The organism is Jeotgalibacillus alimentarius, assembly GCF_000829445.1.
GTDB lineage: Bacteria > Bacillota > Bacilli > Bacillales > Jeotgalibacillaceae > Jeotgalibacillus > Jeotgalibacillus alimentarius.
In genome coordinates this window covers 13,046-36,860 of the sequence record NZ_JXRQ01000022.1, presented here as the reverse complement: position 1 = coordinate 36,860, position 23,815 = coordinate 13,046, and the positions used below count along the sequence as shown (strand labels likewise).

The window sequence follows — 23,815 nt, the reverse complement described above, 5'->3', positions numbered from 1 at the left end:
AATCGCTCCTTTGTGCTATAAAAAATATGGTATAGTTTATTTTACCACAGGCATGCTGAATACTTCACAATACAGGCTTCTATGAATTTGAAAGGCAGGTGTTCTTGTGATGTGGAAATGGGAAACAGATGGTATCGCACATGGGGTCATTGTAATCGTACATGGCGAACTTGAGCATCATGCAAGATATGGCTGGTTAATTGAAATGTGGCGTGAGAGAGGATATCACGTCGTCATGGGTGACCTGCCGGGTCAGGGCATGGTGAAGAGAACAGAAAGAGGACATATTGACTCTTTTAAAGAATATGAAACAGCAGTCGGACAATGGATTGAAGCAGCTATGCTTTTTAACCTGCCGATCTTTCTCCTTGGACAGGGGCTTGGCGGTTTAATTGCAGTGCGAATGATGTATATGAAAAAGTATGAAATTGCCGGATTGATTTTATCAAATCCGAGCTTTGCTTATGCACATACCCCGTCAAAGTTTAATCATCTGCTGTCGGGCAGTCTGAATAAGCTTTCGCCTGAACACCGGTTTACATTCGGCTTTACCGTTCAGGATGCAACGCGGAATGCAGATATTATTGAACTGGACCTTGAAGATCCGATTTATGTCTCACGCGTCTCAGTAAGGTGGTACCGCGAAGTGCTCTATGCCATGAAGCAGACACTGGCTGAAGACAGTGATTTTCCGGATGTCCCGGTGCTTCTGATGCAGGGTGGACAGAACAGGCTGGTTGATATTGCACCGGCGAAGAAATGGCTCCTGTCACGTAAGCTTCACGAGTTTCAATTTAAAGAGTGGGAGCAGTGCTATCACGAATTATTTAATGAACCTGAGCGGGATGAAGTTTTTCACTATGCAGAATCGTTTGTTAAAAATCGATTGAGATCAATTGGTTATGATCTGTAAAAAAGGTGGGTTAACATGTCAGTTCCAAATGAACCGTTATTGTTGATGAATCAGGTATACAGAAAAGTATTTCCAATCGTTCACAGGGAGCTTTACGCCTGGAAACAAAAAGCATTGCAGATTGAAAATGAAGAACTAAAAAAACAGGCTGTTGACAGTGTGACAGATAAAGCTTTTCACTGTGAAGGTGGAGGGATCATGTCTCTGCTTGCATTAAAAGGCAAGCGGGACGCGATCGAGTTCATCGTTGCTTATCAGACGATCAGTGATTATCTTGATAATCTATGTGACCGCAGTACCTCGCTTGACCCTGAAGATTTTGCTGCGCTCCATCAGGCAATGGAGGATGCGCTGACTGTCGGGGCAGTGCCGGGGGATTATTACCGTCTGCGTGAAGACCGGGAAGATCAATATTTATCAGGTCTTGTGCTTCGCTGCCAGGAAGTGCTCTCAAGGATTCCGCATTATCCGCTTATTAAGGATGAGCTGCTGTATTTATCACGCATCTATTGCGAACTGCAGATACATAAGCATGTGGCGGAGGATGAGAGAGAGGAAAGGCTTCAGACATGGTTTGAAGCGCACCGCAGTGATTTTCCGGAAATGGAATGGTTTGAGTTTTCTGCCTGCACCGGATCAACGCTTGGTATCTTCTGTCTGGTTTCCTATTCCCTCAGATCGGATTTCAAGCCGGAATATGCAGCTGCAATTCGGGAAAGCTATTTTCCTTACATACAGGGCCTGCATATCCTGCTTGATTACCTGATAGACCAGGAAGAGGACAGAGAAGAGGGAGATCTCAATTTCTGCTTTTACTACAGAAATCATGAGATTCTTTTTGAGAGAATGCAGCATTTTATCAATCAGGCTGACCACCACACCAAAAAACTGCCACACAGCCGCTTCCATAAATTAATTAACCGCGGCCTTCTCGGTGTCTATCTGTCTGATGATAAAGTGAACAAGCAGAAGAAAGTGAGAAAGCTTGCGAGAAAAATGATCCGTTCAAGCGGCTCAGTCAGCTTTTTCTTCTATATGAATGGACGTGCCTACAGAAACATTATGAAAATGCTGCCTGTTAATATTTATCTGAAGCAGGAGCGGGTATAATTCAGTCGAATATTTCGCTAAGCGGAATATTCGACTTTTTAATTAGAATTAAACATAATGTGTGGTGAGAGGAGTGGGATTATGTCACTGACATTGAGTATATTAGATCAATCTTCTATTTCAGAAGGAGGAACAGCAGAACAGGGGCTCAGCCAGACAGTTGAGCTTGCACAGCTTGCTGACAGGCTAGGCTTTAAGCGGTTCTGGGTGTCTGAACACCATGATACACCCACACTTGCAGGATCTTCGCCTGAAGTGTTAATTGCACATCTTGCAGCTAAGACGGAACGGATTAAAGTCGGTTCCGGGGGCGTCATGCTGCCGCATTATAGTGCATATAAAGTAGCAGAAAACTTTAAAGTGCTTGAAGGATTGACGCCAGGGCGTATTGATGTCGGTATCGGCAGGGCACCAGGCGGTATGCCGAGAGCTTCCTATGCATTATCGGACGGGAAGCCGCGCGATGTGAACCGTTATCCTGACCAGGCTGTTGAATTACTGCAGTATCTGCATGATGATATTCCCGAAGATCACCCGTACGGCAATATCAAAGCAACGCCTGTCACTCAGACAGTACCTGATCTGTGGATGCTTGGTTCAAGTCCATCATCTGCTGCTTTAGCTGCTGAACTGGGCGTACCTTATACGTTTGCCTTATTTATTAACGGTCAGGGCGGTCCATCCTACACGCAGCAGTACCTGAAAAGATTTAAGCCGTCAAAATACTATGACAAGCCTAAGCATACAGTCGCAGTATTTACCATATGCGGTGAGACGATGGAGGATGCAGAGCGGATTGCATCAAGTCTTGATCTTTCAATGGTGATGCTTGAGCAAGGTATGCCGTCTAAAGGGACGCCGAGTCCTGAGAAAGCGATGGCGTATCCATATAGTCACTTTGAGAGAATGCGCGTGCTTGAAAACAGGAAGCGTATGGTCATTGGTGATGTGGATCATGTTGAAAAAGAGCTTCACAGGCTTGCTGAAGAGTATGAGACTGATGAGATTATGCTGACTACGATTGCTTATGATTTTGAGGATAAGATGAATTCGTATAAGCGGATTGCGGAGAGAATGCTATAGGCTTCACAGCCAGCCGCTGCCCCTTTCCATGGAGAGCTGCGCTTTCCTGCCCCCGGGCGGTGAGCCTCCTCGGCTTCGCCTGCGGGGTCTCACCTGTCCCTTCCTGGGGCGGGAGTCTCCGCTCTCCATTCCAAGGGGCAGCTTGATGGTATAATCAATCTTTTGAAATGTTGAGAAAGAACTTTATCATAATGATATGAAAACAGCCATGTGATCATTAATCTAATCACATGGCTGTTTTTCATTTCTTTTCAATCGCCAGAATAAATGGCGAGGGTGTTTGGGTGTTGATGAACTGGTAGCGCAGTACCTGGGCATCGAGGCCGTCGATTTTTTCGCAGTAGCGAAGCAGGTAATCGCGTTCTACGGCGCCTTCAGGGTGTCCGTGATAGATTACAAGAATCATCATGCCGCCTGAGCGCATGACACGCAGGCACTGTTCAACAGCTGCGATCGTTGTGCGCGGTCTTGTCACGATGGTTTCGTCTCCGCCTGGCAGGTAACCGAGGTTAAAGATGGCTCCTGCAACAGCGCCGTGATGAACCGGTGGCAGTGTGTCTTCAATCGTTTCATGGCCTTGTTTGAATAACAGGACGCGGTTTTTCAGTTCGTGTTCTTCAAGCTTTGAGGCAGTTTCATCAATTGCATCATCCTGCACATCAAATCCGTATACTCTGCCATGATCACCGACAAGCCGGGCGAGAAAGAGCGTATCATTGCCGTTTCCGACTGTTGCATCGATTACAACTTCTCCGGGCTTAACCGCTCTTTCCAACAGCGTTCTGGTATACGGGAGGATACGGTCGAGATTCATGAACGCACCCCGCTTACATATTGACTTCCCTGACAGGACCCCCGCTCAATGAGTGCACGGTCTATACCCGTCAGTACTTCCCATTTATTCACGCTCCACATCGGTCCGACCATCAGATCGATCGGTCCGTCACCTGTGATGCGGTGAATAATCATTTCAGGCGGAAGAATCTCCAGCTGATCACACACAAGTTCAACGTAATCCTCTTGTGACATAAATTCCAGCTGGCCTTTTTCATATTGCTTAACCATCGGTGTGCCTTTTAACAGATGCAGCAGGTGGATTTTAATCCCCTGAACATCAAGATCTGCGACAGCTTTTGCCGTTTCCATCATCATGTCGCGGTCCTCACCAGGCAGCCCGTTAATGATATGTGAACATACTCTGATGCCGCGGTCACGCAGTTTTTTGACGCCTTCTTTGTAGCATTCAAAATCGTGTGCGCGGTTGATCATATCTGCGGTAGACTCATGTACCGTCTGCAGCCCTAATTCCACCCAAAGATACGTGCGTTCATTCAGCTCAGCCAGATAATCCACTACATCATCCGGCAGGCAGTCAGGTCTTGTTGCAATCGATAAGCCGACCACATCCTCAAACCCGAGTACTTTCTCATATTTTTCACGCAGTACTTCAACGGGTGCATGCGTATTCGTAAATGCCTGGAAGTAAGCCATATACTTACCTTCCTTCCATTTACGGTGCATGCGTGTTTTCACTTCATTGAACTGAACTTCAAGCGGATCGACCCGGTTTCCTGCGAAGTCACCGGATCCTGCAGCACTGCAGAATGTGCAGCCGCCGTGTGCGACGGTGCCGTCACGATTCGGGCAGTCAAAGCCGCCATCAAGCGCCACTTTAAATACTTTATGTCCAAACTGATTTCTTAAATGATAGTTCCATGTATGATAGCGCTTATTGTCAGCCGCATATTGAAAAGGATTTTCTGTTGCCAAAGGTTTGAACCTCCTTCATTGCTAGTAACGTACTCTAGGCATTCTACCATGATTCTTGTAAGGGGACTACTGAATGGGAGTGTATTGATCAAAAAGTGCCATGTCACGCGCTTGTGATGCTGCCTGAAAGTCATAAAAGTCTGTGCGAATGTCGTCTGTTTTCGGTTAAATGTCGTATTAGCCCCGGTAATGGTTGGATACACCCGGGTTTATGGTCGTGTCGGCAGCCGTAATGGTCGTATAACCCGGTATTGTGGTCGTATCAGCTGCCACAAAGGTCGTATCCGGCTATCTCAGTGCTGTTTGTCCGGAACCTGATAACCCGTTCACTCAAATTTTCTATCATCATCTTGTTTTCACCAACCAATACAGTTAAAATAATTTGGTACACGAAATAGATATGAAAAGAGGGACTTCAGTGCCGCGTTCTTTGTGGTTTTTAGTGATTGGGATGGCAATCAATGTGACGGGGGCTTCTTTTTTATGGCCGTTAAATACAATTTATATAAGCGGGGAGCTTGGCAAATCGCTTACGACTGCAGGGCTTGTGCTAATGGCAAATGCCGGTGCGAGTGTGCTTGGCAATCTGCTTGGCGGGGTGCTGTTTGACAAAATCGGCGGTTACCGGTCAATTATGTCAGGGATTGTGATTACGCTGACATCTGTCGGCGGGCTGATGATCTGGCACGGCTGGCCGCATTATGTATTCTTTATGATTTTGATCGGATTTGGTTCAGGGATCGTGTTTCCTTCGATGTATGCAATGGCAGGATCAGTCTGGCCTGAAGGCGGCAGAAAAGCGTTTAATGCGATCTACCTTGCAACCAATATCGGGGTTGCTGCAGGAGCCGCTGTGGGAGGCTTAGTTGCATCACTTTCATTTGATTATATCTTTATCGCGAATTTTGCGATGTATGTAGTTTTCTTTTTAATCGCACTTTTAACCTATAAAAAGATTGAAATTCAGCCGAACATCCAGACGAGTGTTCTGCAGGAGCGGGGCAGTATTAAGAGTAAGGCAGCATTTACATCATTACTGATTTTATGTGCAGGCTATCTGTTATGCTGGGTTGGATACGTTCAGTGGCAGTCCACGATTGCCGACTACACGCAGCAGATCAATATTCCGCTTGAGCAATACAGCTTTTTATGGACAGTGAACGGTGTCTTAATCGTAGCGGGTCAGCCGCTGATTCGTCCGATTGTAAAAAGGTTTGAGCATAATCTGAAGATCCAGATGGCGATTGGCGCAGTTATTTTTATGGTGTCATTCGGTGTGACAGCTTACGCCGGGAGTTTCCAGGGCTTTCTTGCTGCGATGCTCATTCTGACGATTGGTGAGATGCTGATCTGGCCAGCTGTGCCAACCATTGCAAGCAGACTTGCACCAAAGGGAAGAGAAGGCTTTTATCAGGGCGTTGTTAACAGTACAGCAACCGGTGGAAGAATGATCGGACCGCTGCTTGGGGGGATCATGGTGGATCTGTATGGCATGACGCCGCTGTTTTTCCTGTTAATCGGATTAATCTTCGTCTCCATTTTCATAATATTCATTTACGATCTGCCTTTGAAAAAAGAACAGGAAGCCGCCGCTTAAAAAGACTTGCAAGCTCTCAGTCAATTGCATACAATAGAAAATAGTCATTTATAAATAAGACGTTGAAAAGGAATAGTAACAGCAAGCGGCCGCAAAAAGAGAGTCTGTATGTGGTGAAAGCAGACCGGCAGCACTGTGAACTCACCTTTGAGTCGATTATGTGAAAAGAAGTAGCATAATCCGTTTTCCGCGATAAGGATTTGAGCGCGTGTACACGAAATTGGGTGGTACCGCGGGAGTGTATAAGCACCTCCCGTCCCATAATTGGGGCGGGAGTTTTTTGTTTATTAAAGGTAATTTTTTACATTTAGGAGGAACTGGTATGAGCTTTGATCATAAAGTGATCGAAAAGAAATGGCAAAAGCACTGGCTTGAAGAAAAAACATTTAAAACAGATGAGGATTTCACAAAGAAGAAATTCTACGCACTTGATATGTTTCCTTATCCATCCGGCGCGGGTCTGCACGTAGGACACCCGGAAGGTTATACAGCAACTGATATCTTAGCGCGCTATAAGCGTATGCAGGGCTATAATGTGCTTCATCCGATGGGATGGGATGCATTCGGTCTTCCTGCTGAACAATATGCACTTGATACAGGTAATTCACCTGCTGAATTCACTAAGAAAAATATCGATACATTCCGCAGACAGATCCAGGAGCTTGGCTTCTCTTATGACTGGGATCGTGAAGTAAGCACGACGGATCCTGAATATTATAAATGGACGCAGTGGATCTTCCTTAAGCTGTATGAAAAAGGACTTGCTTATGTAGATGAAGTGGCTGTGAACTGGTGCCCGGCACTTGGAACAGTACTTGCAAATGAAGAAGTTATTGACGGTAAAAGTGAGCGCGGAGGACACCCGGTAGAGCGCCGTCCGATGAAGCAGTGGGTGCTGAAAATCACGGCTTACGCGGACCGTCTGATTGATGACCTTGAAGAACTGGACTGGCCTGAAAGCATTAAAGATATGCAACGCAACTGGGTCGGCCGTTCTGAAGGTGCTGAAATTACATTTAACATTGATAACACAAGCGAGAAGTTCGATGTGTTCACAACGCGTCCAGATACACTTTTTGGCGCAACGTATGCAGTACTTGCACCTGAGCATCCGCTTGTTGATCAAATTACAACAGCTGAGCAGAAACATGCAGTTGATGCATATATTGAAAAAATCAAATCGAAAAGTGACCTGGAGCGTACAGATCTTGCCAAAGAGAAGACTGGTGTATTCACAGGCGCTTATGCGATCAATCCGGTAAACGATGAGAAAATGCCAATCTGGATTGCAGATTACGTGCTCATGAGTTATGGAAGCGGTGCGATTATGGCTGTACCTGCCCATGATGAAAGAGACTATGAGTTTGCGACAGAATTCAACCTGCCGATCCGTGAAGTCGTTGAAGGCGGAGACATTTCTAAAGAGGCTTATACAGGAGAAGGTAAGCATGTGAATTCAGGTTTCCTTGACGGGCTCGGGAAAGAAGCAGCCATTACAAAATCAATTGAGTGGCTTGAAGACAAAGGTCTTGGCACTAAAAAGATTACTTACCGCCTGCGTGACTGGCTGTTCAGCCGCCAGCGTTACTGGGGTGAGCCGATTCCAATCATTCACTGGGAAGACGGGACAATGTCAGGCGTTCCTGAGTCTGAACTGCCGCTTGAGCTGCCAAAAACAGAAAATATTAAGCCTTCAGGAACAGGTGAGTCACCGCTTGCCAATATTGAAGACTGGGTGAATGTCACTCATCCTGAAACAGGGATGAAAGGCCGCCGTGAGACGAACACAATGCCTCAGTGGGCGGGTAGCTGCTGGTATTACCTGCGCTATATTGATCCAACGAACAGCGAAGCGCTGGCTGACCCTGAAAAAATTAAACACTGGCTGCCGGTCGATATCTATGTAGGTGGAGCTGAGCACGCTGTATTGCACCTGCTGTATGCACGTTTCTGGCATAAAGTACTTTATGATATTGGTGTAGTACCAACAAAAGAGCCGTTCCAGAAGCTGTTTAACCAGGGAATGATTCTTGGTGAAAACAACGAAAAAATGAGTAAATCAAAAGGTAACGTCGTAAACCCTGATGAGATCATCCGTACACACGGTGCTGATACACTGCGCGTATACGAAATGTTTATGGGGCCGCTTGAAGCATCTGTTGCATGGTCTGAAAATGGTCTTGACGGTGCTAGAAGATTCCTTGAGCGTATCTGGAGACTGCTTGTAACAGACGAAGGGAAGATGACTGATAAAGTTGCTGACCAGCACAGTGATGCACTAGAAAAAGTGTATCATCAGACTGTGAAGAAAGTGACTGAAGATATTGAAGGCATCCGTTTCAATACTGCGATCTCACAGCTGATGGTATTTGTGAATGAGGCATACAAAGTTGACGTCATTCCATCAGACTATATAAAAGGCTTTATTAAAATGCTGTCACCAATTGCGCCGCACTTAGCTGAAGAACTGTGGGAAAAGATTGGTGAAGGTGAACTGAGCTATGCAGAGTGGCCAACATTTGATGAGTCCAAGCTGACTGATGACGAAGTTGAAATTGTTGTACAAATTAACGGCAAGCTAAAGAAAAAACTGATGGTACCGCTAGAAGCAACGCGTGAAGAAATGGAAGCACTCGCAATGGAGCAGGATGAAGTGAAGTCTGCGACAGAAGGCAAAACGATCCGCAAAGTCATTGCAGTTCCAGGTAAACTCGTCAATATCGTAGCAAACTGATGGTTTTGATTGTTATAATCTAATTATGCTTAAAAGGAAAGGGTGAAGAACATGTCTGAATTAAACACAATTACTGCAAGTGAAGTACAAAAGAAGCTTGAAGCAGGAGAAAACCTGAATCTGATTGATGTCCGTGAAAATGATGAAGTAGCTGAAGGGATGATTCCTGAAGCCACTCACATTCCAATGGGTGACATTTCAATGCACCTTGATGAGCTTGATCAGGATAAAGAATACATCGTGATCTGCCGCTCCGGCCGCAGAAGTGAAAATGTAGGCTGGTTCCTGCATGACCACGGTTATAAAGTAACAAACATGACAGGCGGAATGCTTGAGTATCAGGGTGAGACAAAACCAAAATCATAATAAAAACCCGGTGCCACATGAGTTTTGGTGTGGCACCGGGTATTTTTATGTTTTAAATTGATTTGAAGTAATTAGTGAGGCTCTCAACAGAAGCCCCCAATCCCTCACTCAGCCGCATTACTCCCGGCAAGTCTTCCGGTCACAAGCGCAGAAGTAATATTATATCCACCGGTGTACCCGTGGATATCAAGCAGCTCACCGCACAGGAACAATCCTTCGCACTTCTTTGATTTCATCGTTTTAGGCTCAATCTCCTTAATAGAAACGCCTCCGCCTGTCACAAATGCTTTTTCAATGGACTGAGTACCATTTACTTTCATATCAAAAGCAGTCAGTAATGCAGCCATACCACGGATTTTTTCGGATGAAATAGTACCCGCCTGCTGGTCAGGGTCAATATCCTGATGCTCCATCAGGAAATGGATGTAGCGCTCAGGCGCGAGTCCTTTCCATACATTCTTAACGGCTTTTTTCGCATCATCTTTTGCCATCTGGTTCAGCTGCTGAAAGACGCTTTCGGCATTTTCACCGGGCATGACATTAATCCGGACTGTGACCGGGGCACCTTTTTGCTTTTTCATTTCTTTTACTGCATATTGACTGCAGCGCAGGATCGCAGGGCCTGATAATCCAAAATGGGTAAACAGCATATCCATCTGATGCGTGACAATCGGTTTGCCATTTTTCTTCAGTACGCTGACTGCAGCATCGCGCAGCGCGAGTCCCTGAAGAGATTTGTTTTTTATAAATGGTTCGTCTGATAACAGCGGAACCTCTGTCGGAAACAGGTCTGTTACTGTGTGGCCTGCTTTTTCAACCCAGGGGTAACCATCACCTTCAGACCCTGTCTGAGGCACAGACTTGCCGCCGACGGCTAATACGACTGCGTCAGCCTGGATCTTCTCCTCATTTCTCGTTTCAATTCCGGTCACCTGGCCGTTCTCTATCAAAAGATCTTTTACAGGTGCATTGGTTCTGATCTCAACATTTAACTCACCAAGTCTGTAAAGCAGTGCATCAACCACAGATTGTGCTTTATTTGACACAGGGAACATTCTGCCGTGGTCTTCTTCTTTTAGCGCCACACCAAGACCCTCAAAAAATTCAATGATATCTTCATTATTAAAAACTGAAAATGCACTATATAAAAATCGTCCATTACCGGGAATGTGCTTGATAATTTCGTCGATCGGCAGTCTGTTTGTGACGTTACAGCGTCCGCCGCCTGAGATTGCAAGCTTTCTGCCAAGCTTTGTTCCTTTATCAATCAGGAGCACGCGCTCTTTCTTTTCGCCGGCTGCAATGGCTGCCATCAGTCCTGAAGGTCCACCGCCGACGATGATTACATCATATTTCATGTTGTTTCAACTCTTTTCTGCAATATGCATCTATTCTACCGTGCAAAACACGACAATTCAATGTGCTTATCATTGTCAATCACACTGAGCGGTAGTACACTCTTATATAGTGTGAAAATTCTTGTCAGATGATTAGGAAGTGAATATTAATAGATGTCTACATCAACACTTGTCAGAGGTACGTTTATTCTGACGCTCGGTACGTTTATCTCAAAGTTTCTCGGACTATTTTATGTGATTCCATTTAATGAACTCGTACGCGATGAGCCCGGTGCGCTCGCGCTGTACGGATATGGATACATTCCTTATACGATTTTCCTTTCAGTGGCCACTGCAGGGGTACCGCTCGCAGTGTCCAAATTTATATCCAAATATAATACGCTCGGTGAATATGAAGTGGGACGGAAGCTGTTCAGGTCAGGTTTGATCCTGATGTCGCTGACAGGGATTCTGTCATTTCTGATCATGTATTTATTCGCGCCTGTTTTTGCTGAAATGGTGATTGCCTCAAATGAGCAGCAGGTGAGCGTGGAACAGATCATTACAGTCATCAGAGCGGTCAGTTTTGCGTTAATCATTATTCCTGTCATGAGTCTGATCAGGGGCTTCTTCCAGGGATATGAATCAATGGGGCCGACTGCCGTTTCCAATGTTATTGAACAGATCGTACGGATTGTCTTTCTGCTTGGCGGAGTATATGTTGTTCTGTTTGTAATGGAAGGCTCGATGACAGAGGCAATCGGTGTTGCGACATTCGCAGCGTTTGTCGGAGGTATAGCAAGTCTTGCACTACTTGTATATTATTACCTGAAACGCAAGCCTCATTTAGATAAGTTAAGTGCAACCGGTAAAAATGAAATGAATGTCTCGATTAAAGACATGTATAAAGAAATTGTTTTATACTCCATTCCGTTTGTACTTGTCGGCGTGGCTAATCCGTTGTTTCAGGTCATTGATACACTGACATTTAATAAAGCGATGGTATCAATCGGTCTTGCAGCTGTCACGGATCTTCAGCTGGAGATTTTAAACTTTAAAACACACAAGCTTGTTATTATACCTGTGTCACTTGCAACTGCGTTTGCCATGACGCTGATTCCCGTAATTACCACAAGCTTTTCAAAAGGGAACTGGCATAACCTGAACAGACAGATCGACCAGACTTTTCAGATTCTGCTGTTTCTGACGATGCCTGCAGCAATCGGTCTTGCGCTGCTTGCTGAGCCGGCTTATACGGTCTTTTACGGAGCGGATGAGCTTGGAACGGCTGTGCTGAGAACGTATGCGCCTGTTGCGATTTTATTTGCGATCTATACTGTGACCGCCGCGATGATGCAGGGGATTAATGAACAAAGATGGAGTGTGCTCAGCTTACTTGTTGGCTTGTTAGTAAAGCTGTCACTTAACATTCCGCTCGTTCAGATGATGGAAGTCCAGGGTGCAGTGCTTGCGACAAGCATCGGCTATGTGGCAGCAATCGTCATTAACCTGTTTGTGATTAAATATTATGCAGCTTACAAATACAGAATGGTTGTCAGAAGAACGATGCTGATGCTGATCTTTAACGTCATTATGGCTGTTCCGGTGCTCACACTTTATTTTGGACTGGATCTTGTTTTCGATCCGGAAAACAGACTGCACGCAGTGATAATTCTTGCTGTCTGTGGACTTGCCGGTGCATTTGTCTATGCTGTCCTCAGCATGAAGTCACGCCTGGCAGACAGACTATTCGGTGACCGGATTACACGTTTACGCAATAAATTTTCTTAAAAAAGGATGTTTCTCATGAGACTCGACAAACTGCTATCGAATATGGGGTATGGCAGCAGAAAAGAAATGAAGAAATGGTTAAAGTCAGGTGCTGTCACAGTCGATGGCAAGCCTGTTAAAGACGGTAAGCAGCAGGTGAACACTGAACATCAGACTGTTACCGTAAACGGGGAAGAAGTTCATTACAGAGAGTTCATCTACCTGATGATGAATAAACCGCAGGGTGTGATTTCAGCGACGGAAGACGGGTTACATGAAACGGTCATTGACTTAATTGATCCGGACTACCACCTGTTCGAGCCGTTTCCTGTTGGCAGGCTCGATAAAGATACAGAAGGGTTCATGCTGCTGACGAATGATGGTGCGCTGGCACATGATCTGCTGTCGCCTAAAAAGCACGTGGCGAAGACGTATTATGCAAAAGTAGCGGGTGCTGTGACACAAGATGATATAGAAGCTTTTAAAAATGGTGTCACACTCGATGATGGCTATGAAACAAAGCCCGGAGAACTCGTGATCTTACACAGCGGGGATACCTCAGAGATCGAACTGACAATTACTGAAGGTAAATTCCATCAGGTCAAGCGGATGTTCCAGTCGGTTGGAAAAGAAGTTGTATTCTTAAAAAGGCTTTCCATGGGACCGCTCGAACTTGATCCTGACCTTGAACCTGGTGAATACCGGGAACTGAGTGAGGAAGAATTATTATTATTACAAAATAGATAAATAACTGAGCCATCAGGTTTGACTGACGTCCAGCTGACCCTTGGAGTGGGAAACGGAGTCTTGCCGCCCGGGGGCCGGAAAGCTTAGTTTCCCGCAGTAAAGGGTCAGCTTTTTGAATCCTCACAATAACAAAACAAGAGCAGCGCTGCGGCGCTGCTCTTTTATACTTTCAGTTTATGAAATTTTTACTTTTTTCTCTGTCGTTGTCCATTTGCCCCGACTAGGACTTGTCACTAAATCGTTATAGGCTAACACATTCAAATCCCTTTGAATGGTGCGAGGTGTAATGCCGAATTCATCTACCAAATCATTAGTAGTCACTGTTCCATTGTCTTTGATGAACATATAGACAGATTTGATCCGAGTCAGCATTCTGTTCGTAGTTGGTTTCAAAAAACCACTCCCTCATCTTTTTTCCATGGCAATGACGACGGTTAACAGGTTATTCATGCTCAGAAGTAAAATTGGATGCCTGACGACAGCCCCTTCTCATTCTTTTTCGACAATTATGATTGTCTGACAATTTCATTGTACACCCCTCTGATATAAAATTCCACCCTTTTGTACCTATTTACAAACTATTAACATTTTTTCAAGTGAATCGTTCGTTATTAAGAGAAACAGAAACTTTTTAAACAGGTGAATCGTATAGATAAAAAAGGGAGTGGGTTTATGCTGAAAGTACAGATACAGTCAGGCAGTTACATACCGAATCAATCAACCATTCAACATATTCATTTTCAGCTTCACCCGGGCGAGCTGCTTGTAATGATCGGGTCTAACGGTGCAGGGAAGAGTACAACACTGAAAGCGATCATGGGTCAGCTTCCATTTTTAGAAGGTGAAGTAGTATTTCAAAAAAATATAAGATACTCATTTATACCCGAGAGGCCTGTATTTTATGACGAATTAACTTTGCAGGAGCATCTGCAGTTTATTGCTGATATCGAAGAGCTCCCTGAAGCGGAATGGAAGCCGAGGGCAAAAATGTGGCTTGAGAAATTTCAGCTGATGAAGGTGATTCATGAACTGCCGGGAACCTTTTCTAAAGGCATGCAGCAAAAAGCGATGCTACTGCTTGCACTTTTAACAAAACCGTCACTGTGGATTATTGATGAGCCTTTTATGGGGCTGGATCCTTCAGCGGTGAAGCTTTTTATGAAGCTGATTGAAGAGGAGCGTAAGAGGGGGGCAGGCATACTGATGTGCACCCATGTGCTTGATACGGCTGAGAAGATCGGTGACAGATTCGTCATTATTGCGGAAGGAACTGTGTCTGCTCACGGAACGCTTGAGGAAGTACTGTCTCAGCATGGGGCTGCAGATTTATATGGCTGTATTCCGGAGGCTGAGTAAATATGAGGGGCCTGTTACTTACGAGGATCCGGAAAGACTACAATTACCAGTACGGTATTATAAAGACAGCGATTGACTGGACAGTGATCGTGTATTTTATTATTCCGCTACTTTTTTTCACTGGGCTATTCTACAGATCGCTCTGGATAGAGCCTCCTGTGTGGTTTGACTGGTTCGACTGGCGTCTGGCTGCTCTTATCATTGCTCTTTCAGTGCTGTCTTCAAGGTGGCGGACGTTCCTGTATGAAGCTGACAGTGTTTTCTTAATTAAAAGAAGAGATCAGGTTGAATTGATTTTAAAAAAGAGCTTTATCTATAACTTGGTATTTTCGTTTCTGGAAACCGGTATCATCATCGTTTTATTGCTGCCTTTTGTCATTAATTTTCTGTCAGTCAGCTGGCTGTCAGTGGTCGCACTGTGGGTAGCGGCTGCATCCTTAAGGGTAAGTGGGAAAGCGGCATTCTATTTTACCTGGCTCAAATTTAAAGGCTGGGAGCTTCAGGCTGGTGTGATCGCGATAGCAATCGGGCTGATCATTGCTGCATTTCCTGTCGTCTGGCTCAGTCTGTATGTGCCTCTCGCTGCTATGCTGCCGCTGATCATATTAATGGCAATCCTTCCTGTATTACTTAAAAACAGCCTGCTATCTGCGGGAAGAATTCTCGATCACGGGTTAAAGGAACGTGAATATAAGACGCGGCTCATTAAAAAAATGTTCTCAATGTCATATGAAGTGGATACACCGCCAAGAGCAAAAACACGTTCCAAGCCCTGGCTGTTCGGCTACTCTCAGAAGATATTCAAGAACGCCGGACCACAGCAGGCGCTGGCAGAGCTTTTTATCAAGCATTATGCAAGAGACAGGGAATTCACCTATCACATTATGCGGTTCTTCGGTGCTGCCGGTGCATCAGGCTTCTTTGTCCCATCAGGCTGGGGATACTTAATTATTGTATCATTTCTGGCATTTGGAACCGTGATGGTGCTTGGGCAGATGTGGGCTCAACTGATTGATCAGCATGCAATTGGCGGTAAGTATAAAACGAAGGATGCGTATTTTAAAGTCAGACGAATATTTAATGTGATTGTGATGGTTCCATACCTGGTTTTTGCTGTTGTCTATTTTGTATGAATCAAATTTCATGGTGATTCCAGGAGTGAAATGTTCTATAATAGGACCATTATCAAAGAACGGAGTGAACGCGGTGACGATCAGCTGGACAGATGAAGCAGAAAAAAGAAAAGACGGAATCATCAGGGAACTCAGGCAGCTAATCGCGATTCCGAGTGTACTGGATGAATCAGCTGCTGATGAGCATGCCCCTTTTGGCAAAGAAGTGAAAGAAGCACTGGATTACTTATTAAACGCCGGTGAATCAGCCGGATTCATCAGCAAAAACGTTGGCAATATTGCGGGGCACCTTGAGATGGGTCAGGGGGATGAGCTGCTCGGCATTCTCTGTCACGTAGATGTTGTGCCCGCCGGTAAAGGGTGGTCCCATCCTCCGTTTGAGGGCGTTGTAGAGGATGGAAAACTGTTTGGCCGGGGAGCAATTGATGATAAAGGACCGACAATCGCTGCTTATTTCGCGATGAAAATCATTAAAGAGCTGAATCTGAAAATGAATAAAAGGGTCAGGATGATCATTGGAACGGACGAAGAAAGTGACTGGCGCTGTGTAGACCGTTATTTTCAGGAAGAAGAGATGCCTTCAATCGGCTTTGCGCCTGATGCCGATTTTCCGGTGATCCATGCTGAAAAAGGAATCATGGACGCCGATTTCCATCTGACAGATTATGAACCTGACGTGCATGCACCTAAGATCGAAATGCATACGTTTCATTCCGGCGAACGCTACAATATGGTGCCGGATTATGCTAAGGCAGAACTGACCGTTCATGCTGAACAGACTTATCTGCTGCAGGAATATGAAGAATTTCTGAAGGAGCATGAATTAAGCGGAGACTTTTATGTGAAGAGCGGACTGCTGACGATGGAGCTGAATGGACAATCTGCTCATGCGATGGAGCCTGACGATGGAATCAATGCAGGCATTATGCTGTTAAGATTTTTATGCAGGTTTGGACTCGATGCCAGATCAAAGGCATTTGCCGGCTTTGCCAATAAATACTTATATAACGGTTCGAGAGGTGTTGCGCTTGGCATCGCAGGTCAGGATGACATAAGCGGTGATCTGACATTGAACACCGGGCTGATCCGTTATACAGAAGATCAGGCTTATTTCGGACTTAATATACGCTATCCGGTTACATATGATATGGATCAGAAGCGTGATTGGCTGACGGATGAAATGAAGAATCACCATATCCGTGTTGATGTAAAAGATGACTCTAAGCCGCATCATGTAAATGGTGATGATCCTTTTATCCAGACATTACTGAAAGTGTATGAGAATCAGACTGGTGAAAAAGGTGAACTTCTCGCCATTGGGGGAGGCACTTATGCACGCTCACTTGAAAAAGGAGTCGCATTTGGCGCACTGTTCCCCGGAAAAGAAGATGTAGCACACCAGAAAGATGAATATATTGATGTAGAAGACTTATTAAAAGCCACGGCTATATATGCAGAAGCCATCTATGAGCTTGCCTGCGAAAAGGAATGATAGAGGGGGAGATCAGTTTGGGAACAATTCTTGTAAATGATCAGTTTTTAGACCGTGTAAATGGAACAGTGGACATTGAAGACCGCGGCTATCAATTTGGTGACGGTGTATATGAAGTTGTCAGAGTATACGGTGGTAAAATGTTTACAGCGAAAGAGCACCTGACAAGGTTATTTGAATCTGCTGAAAAGATTTTTCTGACGCTTCCTTTTACACTTGAAGAGCTAACAGCAAGACTTGAAAAGCTGATGGCAGACAACCAGCTCGATACAGGGATCATCTATCTTCAGGTCACACGCGGTGCATCATCAAGACAGCACCATTTTCCTGACCAGCCAAGTGCAGTGCTCACTGCCTATACAAAGGAAGTAGCTCGTCCCGTTGCGGATATGAGCGCTGGCGTTAAGGCAATTACAACACCGGATGTCAGATGGCTGAGATGTGATATTAAGAGTCTGAACTTACTCGGTAACCTGCTCGCAAAACAGGAAGCAGTATCTAAAGGCGGCTTTGAAGCGATCCTGCACAGAGACGAAACTGTCACTGAAGGCTCATCTTCCAATATCTTTATTATTTCAGATAACACGATGTATACACATCCGGCAACAAACCTTATTTTAAACGGGATCACACGCCGTGAAATTTTAAAGCACTGCGCAGCAATTGGTCTTCAGGTTGCTGAAAAAGCATTCACACTTGATGAACTGATGAATGCAGAAGAAGTCTTTATGGCAAGTACCACAGCAGAAGTCATGCCGTTAACACAGGTAAATGACGCACAAATCGCAAACGGCACACCAGGTAACTGGACACGTAAACTGCAGGAAGCATTCGAAGAAGCAGTTGAAAAACAATGCGGGGCATTGACAGAGACCATTACGCTTTAATAAATTTCGCTCTGTAAAAGTTGGCTGCTGATTTCCGCTTCAGGCGGAAGCTTTCCGCGGCCGGGCGGTGAGCCATCAGGCTGCGCCGTGATTGTCTCACCTGTCCCTTCCTGCCGCAGGAGTCACCGCCTTCCGCTCCAATCATCAGCCGTGCAATAAAATAAATCAACTTTAATAAGTAAATAAAAAGCAGCGGTTGAAACATAAACGTTTCAGCCGCTGCTTTATTATTGTTGTTTTATAGTGTTATATCATTTTATTCATATCTGAACACGTCGCTCGACAGGTATCTCTCACCCGTATCACACGCAATAAACACCACAAATGAATCCTCAGGCAGTGTCTTCGCTACTTCTAATGCCGCATAACATGCTGCCCCTGATGAAGGACCGACTAGGATACCTTCCTCCCGCGCAAGGCGGCGTGTAATATCATATGCCTGTTCGTCTTCAATTTTATGAATCTTATCATATACGTCCTGATTCAGGATATCAGGGATAAAACCGGGGCTTGTACCAACAAGCTTATGCTTTCCAGGCTTTCCACCGGATAATACAGGAGACCCTGCCGGCTCAACGACGTGCACCTGAAGCCCGTTATATTTTTCCTTCAGCACTTCACCGGTTCCAGTGATCGTGCCGCCTGTACCTGCTGTTGCAACAAATGCACTGAGCGGTTTGCCCAGCTGGTCAGCGGCTTCGATAATTTCAAGTGCCGTGGATTTTCTGTGTGCATCCGGATTAGCGAAATTCTCAAATTGCATTGGTACAAAGCTGCCTTCGATTTCCTTTGCCAGCTCGTTTGCTTTTTTAATTGCGCCAGGCATTTTTTCATCACCTGGTGTGAGCACGACTTCGGCGCCGTATGCTTTTAACAGATTAATCCGTTCAGCTGTCATCGTATCCGGCATCACTAGGATAGAACGGTATCCGCGGGCTGCTGCATTCATCGCGATGCCAATGCCTGTGTTACCGCTTGTCGGCTCAATGATTGTAGAGCCTTCTTTTAATAATCCCGATTTTTCAGCTTCAAGCATCATATTGAAGGCAGCACGGTCTTTTACACTTTTACTCGGATTGTAGTATTCAAGTTTTGCATAAACTGTTGCTCCTTTTTCAGGCTGCAGTCTGTTTAGTTTTACAAAGGGTGTATCCCCGATCAGTTCTGCAATATTATTAACTACTTTCATCATGATCATCCTTTCAAGACAGTTACGTGATTTCATTCTACCTTTAACCGCGCGGGGATTCAATTTAGACTGTCCAGACTTCCAAAAAACGTTATAATAAAGCAAGTACAGCATAATGGAGGATGACAATGGAAAAACATTATTTCATTGCGTGCAAATTACCGGATAAAGTGAAAAGCAAATTGTATGAGCTGCAGCAGACTCATCTTCAACAGGACTGCTTTAAAAAATACACTGAGCGCGATGACCTTCATATTACATTGTCATTTTTTGGTGCGGTTTCAGAGCAAGAGCTTAAGATTGTCTGCGCGGAGCTCGATAATAAGATAAAAAGCCATGAAAAAATTCGTGTAACGTTTGATCGAATCGATACGTTTGGCCATGAGTTGGCACCAAGGGTATGGTGGGCAAGACCAACACCTTCTGCACCTCTGAATGAACTATACCGGACTGTACAGGACATTGCAGGACTGATCCATAAAGATGAACATAGACCGTTTCGTCCCCATGCCACGCTGGCGAAAAAGTGGAAAGGCGAACCGGCTGACGTATATAGAGGACCTGTTGAACCTGTAACAGGGCTTATAGATGAAGTTGTCATCTATGAGATTCATCCTCAAAAAAGACCGATGTATGAGATATATGCCTCCTATCAGTTATCAGAAAGCGGTGAAAATGATGGCACAGTTAATTAAGCTGCAGGATTACGTTTCAAGATACGAAAAGGATATGATTCGCTATCCTTCACAATATGTCAGGCTGAAAAAACAGCAGTGGACAAAAATTAAACAGCAGTGGGAAGATGGCGGTGTCTACCTCAATGAAGAGGAGATTCAGCGCTTTAAAGAGGAAGTGGAGGGCAAGGAAGGGATTTTAAAGAGATTCAAGAAAATTCTTGTGCGTCATGAAGAAGAACCCGAAGTTGAAGAGGAGCCGGATGAAAGTGACGACCTTTCATTTGAACCTTCCGTCTATTATAAACCGGAGACACTGGATGATCTGAAGCACCTTTACCTCGATCAGCTGCTTCATTTTCAGCTGAAATGGGCAAGCTCAACACTAACTGAAAAGTCTTACGTGGATTCGAAATATCACCGGGATGATCATCTGAAGTTTTTCCTCCAGCGTTTTCCCGATACGTTTCTATTAATGTATGAACCGATTCTGTTATTGAAGAAAGCGCCGGTAGAATTGGAGGTGCTATTGTTCACGCCAACAGCGCTATGGTGTATATCCCTGCTTGATCAGGGTGAAGATACTGTTTTTGTAGGGTCCACCGAGCGTTTCTGGAAGGTGAAAAAAGGGGAAAGTGAGCATACCCAGCTGAATCCATTAATCTCACTGGACCGGACTGCATCTATTCTTCAACAGATATTCGATAAAAACGATGTGGACTTTACAATTCATAAGGCCGTTTTATCAAGAACAGGGTATGTGGACTTTCCGGATATTCCGTATGGCTATAAAGTCATCGATAAAAGGTCTATTCAGAAATGGCATGATCATCAGCGTACGATGTCTTCTCCGTTTAAACATATGCAGATGAAAGCAGCCCGCGCAGTCATTGAATACGCTCAGACAACATCTGTCAAACGTATGCAATGGAGTGAAGCGGATGAAGATCTGCTGGGTGATACCGAAGAATGAAGAAAATTGCGATCTTTAATCCTAATGCCGGAAAAGGATTGAATCAAAAAACATTGGCTTTATTGATTCCTGTATTCAAACAGGCAGGTATTGAAGTGTGGATCTCAAGGGCGAAGCATGACATTGAAAACAGAATCAGAGAGTGGTGTGATGAGTATCCATTTGAAAAGGTATGCTTTATCGTCTCTGGCGGGGATGGAACGATGCATGAAGCAGTAAACGGAGCAGCAGGTCACAAACATGCAGTGTTCGCCTCCATCCCGGCAGGTTCCGGCAATGATTTTGCGAGACATTTTGGCGGGCTTAAGCTGGACGTGAATCTGCCTGAGCGTTTGTCCCGCCTGCAAAGTGAAGATCAGGATCTGATTACATACAGCATAAAGAAAGAGCGGGTTGCCGTCAGTAATATGGGGGCAGGTTTTGATGCGGAGGTCGCATATTCTGCAAACCGTTCCCGCATTAAAAAGGTCCTGAATAAATTGTCAGCAGGTAAATTAGTGTATGTCGTCTTCCTGATTCAGCAGCTGCTGGTCTTTAAGCCTTATACACTTACATTAACCTCAGATGGACGTGAAAAGCAGTTTGAACGCGTCTGGTTTACGACAATATCTAATCAGCCTTATTATGGGGGCGGGATGAAAATTGCCCCTCATGCCGATACAAAAGATGGACTGCTCGATGTAACAGTCGTACACGGGCTCTCGAGAATAAAGTTTTTACTGGTATTCTTAAGTGTTTTTAAAGGATCCCACATTTCATTTAAAGAAGTATTTCAAGTCCGTTCTGACCTTGTGCACTGCATAGCAGACAGAGACGTCAGAGTACATGCTGACGGGGAGGATAACGGCCTGCTTCCTGCCGGTAAGGCGCTCTTGGCACAAATCGCTGCTGATAAAATCCGGGTGGCAGGTCAGTTGGCTCTTGACGAATGACAGTGAAAAACGATAATATTTTAAATGGATAGCGCTTTGTGTAGCTGCTATCTTTTTCTATTCTATGAAGATCTTAAACCACTCCGCTATAGAAGGTGAATGAATTGGAACATTTATTTGATGATCAGGACTGGGAGATCATATCTGCAGGCGGGGCTTCAGGAGAAGCTTTTTTCGCCAGATATCATGAACAGAAACTTTTTCTGAAGCGCAACTCATCACCTTTTTTAGCTGTATTATCAGCTGAAGGGATTGTGCCAAGACTAAAGTGGACAAAGCGCCTTGAGAACGGTGATGTGATTACAGCACAGCACTGGCTGAATGGACGTGAGCTTCATGCAGATGAAATGAACGGTCCCCGAATCGCTAAAATGCTGAAAAAAATTCATAGCTCCAGGCCATTAACTTCTATGCTGCAAAGACTGGGTAAAGAGCCATACGACCCCTCTCTTATGTATGCGGAAGTGGCTGATACACTAGATACAGAACTAAAGTATCTGCCTCCTGTCAGGGAAGCACTGACGTTTTTGCGTCATAACCTGGACCGGATCTCGGCAGAAAGCTACGTTGTCTGTCATGGAGATGTGAATCATAATAACTGGCTTTTATCAGATGTTGATGAATTATTTTTAATAGATTGGGATGGCGCGATGCTTGCTGATCCTGCTGTTGATGTAGGTATGCTTTTGCACTGGTACGTACCGGAAGCAGAATGGAGCAGCTGGATGGCTCATTACGGCGAGGAGCTGACCGATGACTTCCGCCTGAGAATGAAATGGTATGTCGTCAGCCAGGCACTTGTCATGCTTCAGTGGCAAAAGGACAAAGGCCGCCTGCACGATGTAACCAAATGGATGAACTTTCTGCAGCGCACCCAAAAGAAAGAAAACCTTAAGTAGCCTGATTCTTTTCTGGCAACATCAGAAGAGCACAGGCTATTTTTGATTTAATTTATGTTGAAGTTTAATATAGTTTTGCACAGCTGGGGCTGAAGTAGAAAACGTTCCCCTGGAGCGGAAATCAACAGCCACCTTTTACAGAGTCAAAGTTTTAAATATAACTTATCGAATCATATATAAAGGAGATCACACAATGAGAGCAAGGAATAAACCGTGGGCTGAAGACTATTTGCAAAAGCACCCTGAATACGTGCCGGCTGAACCTGAAACTTTTAAAGGCAGCTGGAAGGCAGCGGTATTTGGAAATGACAACGACCTTCATATTGAAGTTGGTTCAGGTAAAGGCAGATTTATAACTGAAATGGCTAAAATGCATCCGGAAGTAAACTATATTGCAATTGAACTGTCTGAAAGCATTGCGATCACTGCACTTGACCGGATGATTGAAGCAGGCATTCCTAATGTCAGACTGCTGACGATCAATGCAGAAATTCTTGGTGATGTATTTGAAAGAGGAGAAGTAGACCGCGTCTATCTGAACTTCTCTGATCCATGGCCAAAAACCAGGCATGAAAAGCGCCGCTTAACATTCAAAAAGTTTCTGGACCTTTATAAAACAGTGCTGCCTGAACATGGAGAAATTCATTTCAAAACGGATAACAGAGGCCTGTTTGAGTACTCCTTACAAAGCTTCTCAGCCTACGGTCTGCTCTTAACTTACGTGAGCCTTGATCTTCATAACAGTGATTTTGAAGGCAATGTTATGACTGAATATGAAGAGAAATTTTCATCAATGGGCCAGCCCATCTACCGCTGTGAAGTGCGTTATTAATAAAGTAGTATAGGCTGTTAT

Annotated in this window: 22 protein-coding genes and 1 other annotated feature; of the genes, 17 read left to right on the top strand and 5 right to left on the bottom strand. The window is 44.8% G+C overall.

Going from position 1 to position 23,815, the window contains the following annotated elements; all coding sequences use genetic code 11:
- The first annotated feature begins 109 nt into the window (after positions 1-109).
- The 3 genes from KP77_RS11905 (at position 110) to KP77_RS11895 (ending at position 3,106) form a co-directional block, all read left to right on the top strand.
- Positions 110-913, top strand: coding sequence for an alpha/beta fold hydrolase (locus KP77_RS11905; RefSeq protein ID WP_041122968.1), 804 nt, complete (start codon positions 110-112; stop codon positions 911-913).
- A 15-nt stretch (positions 914-928) separates the two neighbouring features.
- Positions 929-2,023: a tetraprenyl-beta-curcumene synthase family protein gene (locus KP77_RS11900; protein ID WP_041122967.1), complete on the top strand. Its 1,095-nt coding sequence runs from the start codon at positions 929-931 to the stop codon at positions 2,021-2,023.
- Between the two features lie 81 nt (positions 2,024-2,104).
- Positions 2,105-3,106, top strand: coding sequence for an LLM class flavin-dependent oxidoreductase (locus KP77_RS11895; protein ID WP_041122966.1), 1,002 nt, complete (start codon positions 2,105-2,107; stop codon positions 3,104-3,106).
- 241 nt (positions 3,107-3,347) lie between these two features.
- Here the strand turns inward: KP77_RS11895 and KP77_RS11890 are convergent, their stop codons facing one another.
- Together KP77_RS11890 and KP77_RS11885 are read right to left on the bottom strand one after the other, a co-directional pair.
- Entirely contained in the window at positions 3,348-3,920 is a 573-nt protein-coding gene (locus KP77_RS11890) for a class I SAM-dependent methyltransferase (protein WP_041122965.1), read from the bottom strand.
- Positions 3,917-4,876 carry a TIGR01212 family radical SAM protein gene (locus KP77_RS11885; protein ID WP_041122964.1) on the bottom strand — a complete coding sequence of 320 codons (960 nt, stop codon included), beginning with the start codon at positions 4,874-4,876 and terminating at the stop codon, positions 3,917-3,919. Before KP77_RS11885 ends, KP77_RS11890 begins: the two co-directional genes overlap by 4 nt.
- Positions 4,877-5,294: 418 nt before the next feature.
- On the opposite strand from KP77_RS11885, the gene KP77_RS11880 reads away from it, so the two are divergent.
- The 3 genes from KP77_RS11880 (at position 5,295) to KP77_RS11870 (ending at position 9,573) form a co-directional block, all read left to right on the top strand.
- Positions 5,295-6,473 carry an MDR family MFS transporter gene (locus KP77_RS11880; protein WP_041122963.1) on the top strand — a complete coding sequence of 393 codons (1,179 nt, stop codon included), beginning with the start codon at positions 5,295-5,297 and terminating at the stop codon, positions 6,471-6,473.
- A 53-nt stretch (positions 6,474-6,526) separates the two neighbouring features.
- Positions 6,527-6,737: a binding site (T-box leader), on the top strand.
- Positions 6,738-6,795: 58 nt separating this feature from the next.
- The gene (gene leuS / locus KP77_RS11875) at positions 6,796-9,207 is read left to right on the top strand and encodes a leucine--tRNA ligase (RefSeq protein WP_041122962.1); all 2,412 of its coding nucleotides are present in this window, start codon (positions 6,796-6,798) and stop codon (positions 9,205-9,207) included.
- A 51-nt stretch (positions 9,208-9,258) separates the two neighbouring features.
- The gene (locus KP77_RS11870; protein ID WP_041122961.1) at positions 9,259-9,573 is read left to right on the top strand and encodes a rhodanese-like domain-containing protein; all 315 of its coding nucleotides are present in this window, start codon (positions 9,259-9,261) and stop codon (positions 9,571-9,573) included.
- Positions 9,574-9,677: 104 nt separating this feature from the next.
- Here the strand turns inward: KP77_RS11870 and KP77_RS11865 are convergent, their stop codons facing one another.
- Positions 9,678-10,931 (bottom strand): BaiN/RdsA family NAD(P)/FAD-dependent oxidoreductase, encoded by a 1,254-nt coding sequence (locus KP77_RS11865; protein WP_041122960.1) that lies wholly within the window; start codon positions 10,929-10,931, stop codon positions 9,678-9,680.
- 153 nt (positions 10,932-11,084) lie between these two features.
- Here KP77_RS11865 and KP77_RS11860 point away from each other — a divergent pair, with 153 nt between their 5' ends.
- Together KP77_RS11860 and KP77_RS11855 are read left to right on the top strand one after the other, a co-directional pair.
- Positions 11,085-12,701 carry a putative polysaccharide biosynthesis protein gene (locus tag KP77_RS11860; protein ID WP_041122959.1) on the top strand — a complete coding sequence of 539 codons (1,617 nt, stop codon included), beginning with the start codon at positions 11,085-11,087 and terminating at the stop codon, positions 12,699-12,701.
- 15 nt (positions 12,702-12,716) lie between these two features.
- Positions 12,717-13,427, top strand: coding sequence for a pseudouridine synthase (locus KP77_RS11855; RefSeq protein WP_041122958.1), 711 nt, complete (start codon positions 12,717-12,719; stop codon positions 13,425-13,427).
- A gap of 174 nt (positions 13,428-13,601) precedes the next feature.
- Here KP77_RS11855 and KP77_RS11850 read toward each other — a convergent pair whose 3' ends face one another.
- On the bottom strand, positions 13,602-13,820 hold the full coding sequence (locus KP77_RS11850) for a DeoR family transcriptional regulator (RefSeq protein ID WP_041122957.1): 219 nt from the start codon (positions 13,818-13,820) through the stop codon (positions 13,602-13,604).
- 279 nt (positions 13,821-14,099) lie between these two features.
- Here KP77_RS11850 and KP77_RS11845 point away from each other — a divergent pair, with 279 nt between their 5' ends.
- The 4 genes from KP77_RS11845 (at position 14,100) to dat (ending at position 18,295) form a co-directional block, all read left to right on the top strand.
- A complete protein-coding gene (locus KP77_RS11845) occupies positions 14,100-14,783 on the top strand; it encodes an ABC transporter ATP-binding protein (RefSeq protein ID WP_041122956.1) in 684 nt (227 codons plus the stop codon).
- 2 nt (positions 14,784-14,785) lie between these two features.
- Positions 14,786-15,916: an ABC transporter permease gene (locus KP77_RS11840; protein ID WP_041122955.1), complete on the top strand. Its 1,131-nt coding sequence runs from the start codon at positions 14,786-14,788 to the stop codon at positions 15,914-15,916.
- Positions 15,917-15,989: 73 nt separating this feature from the next.
- On the top strand, positions 15,990-17,408 hold the full coding sequence (pepV, locus tag KP77_RS11835) for a dipeptidase PepV (RefSeq protein WP_041122954.1): 1,419 nt from the start codon (positions 15,990-15,992) through the stop codon (positions 17,406-17,408).
- Positions 17,409-17,425: 17 nt separating this feature from the next.
- Positions 17,426-18,295 carry a D-amino-acid transaminase gene (gene dat / locus KP77_RS11830; RefSeq protein ID WP_152614730.1) on the top strand — a complete coding sequence of 290 codons (870 nt, stop codon included), beginning with the start codon at positions 17,426-17,428 and terminating at the stop codon, positions 18,293-18,295.
- Positions 18,296-18,551: 256 nt separating this feature from the next.
- On the opposite strand, the gene cysK is transcribed toward dat, so the two are convergent.
- Positions 18,552-19,484 (bottom strand): cysteine synthase A, encoded by a 933-nt coding sequence (cysK, locus tag KP77_RS11820; protein WP_041122951.1) that lies wholly within the window; start codon positions 19,482-19,484, stop codon positions 18,552-18,554.
- A 128-nt stretch (positions 19,485-19,612) separates the two neighbouring features.
- On the opposite strand from cysK, the gene thpR reads away from it, so the two are divergent.
- The 5 genes from thpR to trmB all read left to right on the top strand — a co-directional run bounded on the left by thpR (position 19,613) and on the right by trmB (position 23,794).
- Entirely contained in the window at positions 19,613-20,179 is a 567-nt protein-coding gene (gene thpR / locus KP77_RS17590) for an RNA 2',3'-cyclic phosphodiesterase (RefSeq protein ID WP_052474136.1), read from the top strand.
- Positions 20,160-21,131, top strand: a complete 972-nt coding sequence (locus KP77_RS11810) for an NERD domain-containing protein (RefSeq protein ID WP_160289520.1) — start codon at positions 20,160-20,162, stop codon at positions 21,129-21,131. The genes thpR and KP77_RS11810 overlap by 20 nt, the downstream gene beginning before the upstream one ends.
- The gene (locus tag KP77_RS11805; RefSeq protein ID WP_052474134.1) at positions 21,128-22,063 is read left to right on the top strand and encodes a diacylglycerol/lipid kinase family protein; all 936 of its coding nucleotides are present in this window, start codon (positions 21,128-21,130) and stop codon (positions 22,061-22,063) included. Before KP77_RS11810 ends, KP77_RS11805 begins: the two co-directional genes overlap by 4 nt.
- Positions 22,064-22,167: 104 nt before the next feature.
- Positions 22,168-22,962, top strand: coding sequence for a phosphotransferase family protein (locus KP77_RS11800; protein WP_041122949.1), 795 nt, complete (start codon positions 22,168-22,170; stop codon positions 22,960-22,962).
- Between the two features lie 193 nt (positions 22,963-23,155).
- The gene (trmB, locus tag KP77_RS11795) at positions 23,156-23,794 is read left to right on the top strand and encodes a tRNA (guanosine(46)-N7)-methyltransferase TrmB (RefSeq protein WP_041122948.1); all 639 of its coding nucleotides are present in this window, start codon (positions 23,156-23,158) and stop codon (positions 23,792-23,794) included.
- Positions 23,795-23,815 lie beyond the last annotated feature (21 nt).

Bases quoted from the DNA above. Each gene is read 5' to 3' on its own strand.
- thpR (WP_052474136.1), top strand. From the start codon at position 19,613: ATGGAAAAACATTATTTCATTGCGTGCAAATTACCGGATAAAGTGAAA.
- KP77_RS11870 (WP_041122961.1), top strand. From the start codon at position 9,259: ATGTCTGAATTAAACACAATTACTGCAAGTGAAGTACAAAAGAAGCTT.
- KP77_RS11810 (WP_160289520.1), top strand. From the start codon at position 20,160: ATGATGGCACAGTTAATTAAGCTGCAGGATTACGTTTCAAGATACGAA.
- leuS (WP_041122962.1), top strand. From the start codon at position 6,796: ATGAGCTTTGATCATAAAGTGATCGAAAAGAAATGGCAAAAGCACTGG.
- KP77_RS11860 (WP_041122959.1), top strand. From the start codon at position 11,085: ATGTCTACATCAACACTTGTCAGAGGTACGTTTATTCTGACGCTCGGT.
- KP77_RS11890 (WP_041122965.1), bottom strand. From the start codon at position 3,920: ATGAATCTCGACCGTATCCTCCCGTATACCAGAACGCTGTTGGAAAGA.
- KP77_RS11840 (WP_041122955.1), top strand. From the start codon at position 14,786: ATGAGGGGCCTGTTACTTACGAGGATCCGGAAAGACTACAATTACCAG.
- KP77_RS11805 (WP_052474134.1), top strand. From the start codon at position 21,128: ATGAAGAAAATTGCGATCTTTAATCCTAATGCCGGAAAAGGATTGAAT.
- cysK (WP_041122951.1), bottom strand. From the start codon at position 19,484: ATGAAAGTAGTTAATAATATTGCAGAACTGATCGGGGATACACCCTTT.
- trmB (WP_041122948.1), top strand. From the start codon at position 23,156: ATGAGAGCAAGGAATAAACCGTGGGCTGAAGACTATTTGCAAAAGCAC.
- KP77_RS11905 (WP_041122968.1), top strand. From the start codon at position 110: ATGTGGAAATGGGAAACAGATGGTATCGCACATGGGGTCATTGTAATC.
- KP77_RS11865 (WP_041122960.1), bottom strand. From the start codon at position 10,931: ATGAAATATGATGTAATCATCGTCGGCGGTGGACCTTCAGGACTGATG.
- KP77_RS11855 (WP_041122958.1), top strand. From the start codon at position 12,717: ATGAGACTCGACAAACTGCTATCGAATATGGGGTATGGCAGCAGAAAA.
- KP77_RS11900 (WP_041122967.1), top strand. From the start codon at position 929: ATGTCAGTTCCAAATGAACCGTTATTGTTGATGAATCAGGTATACAGA.
- KP77_RS11895 (WP_041122966.1), top strand. From the start codon at position 2,105: ATGTCACTGACATTGAGTATATTAGATCAATCTTCTATTTCAGAAGGA.
- KP77_RS11845 (WP_041122956.1), top strand. From the start codon at position 14,100: ATGCTGAAAGTACAGATACAGTCAGGCAGTTACATACCGAATCAATCA.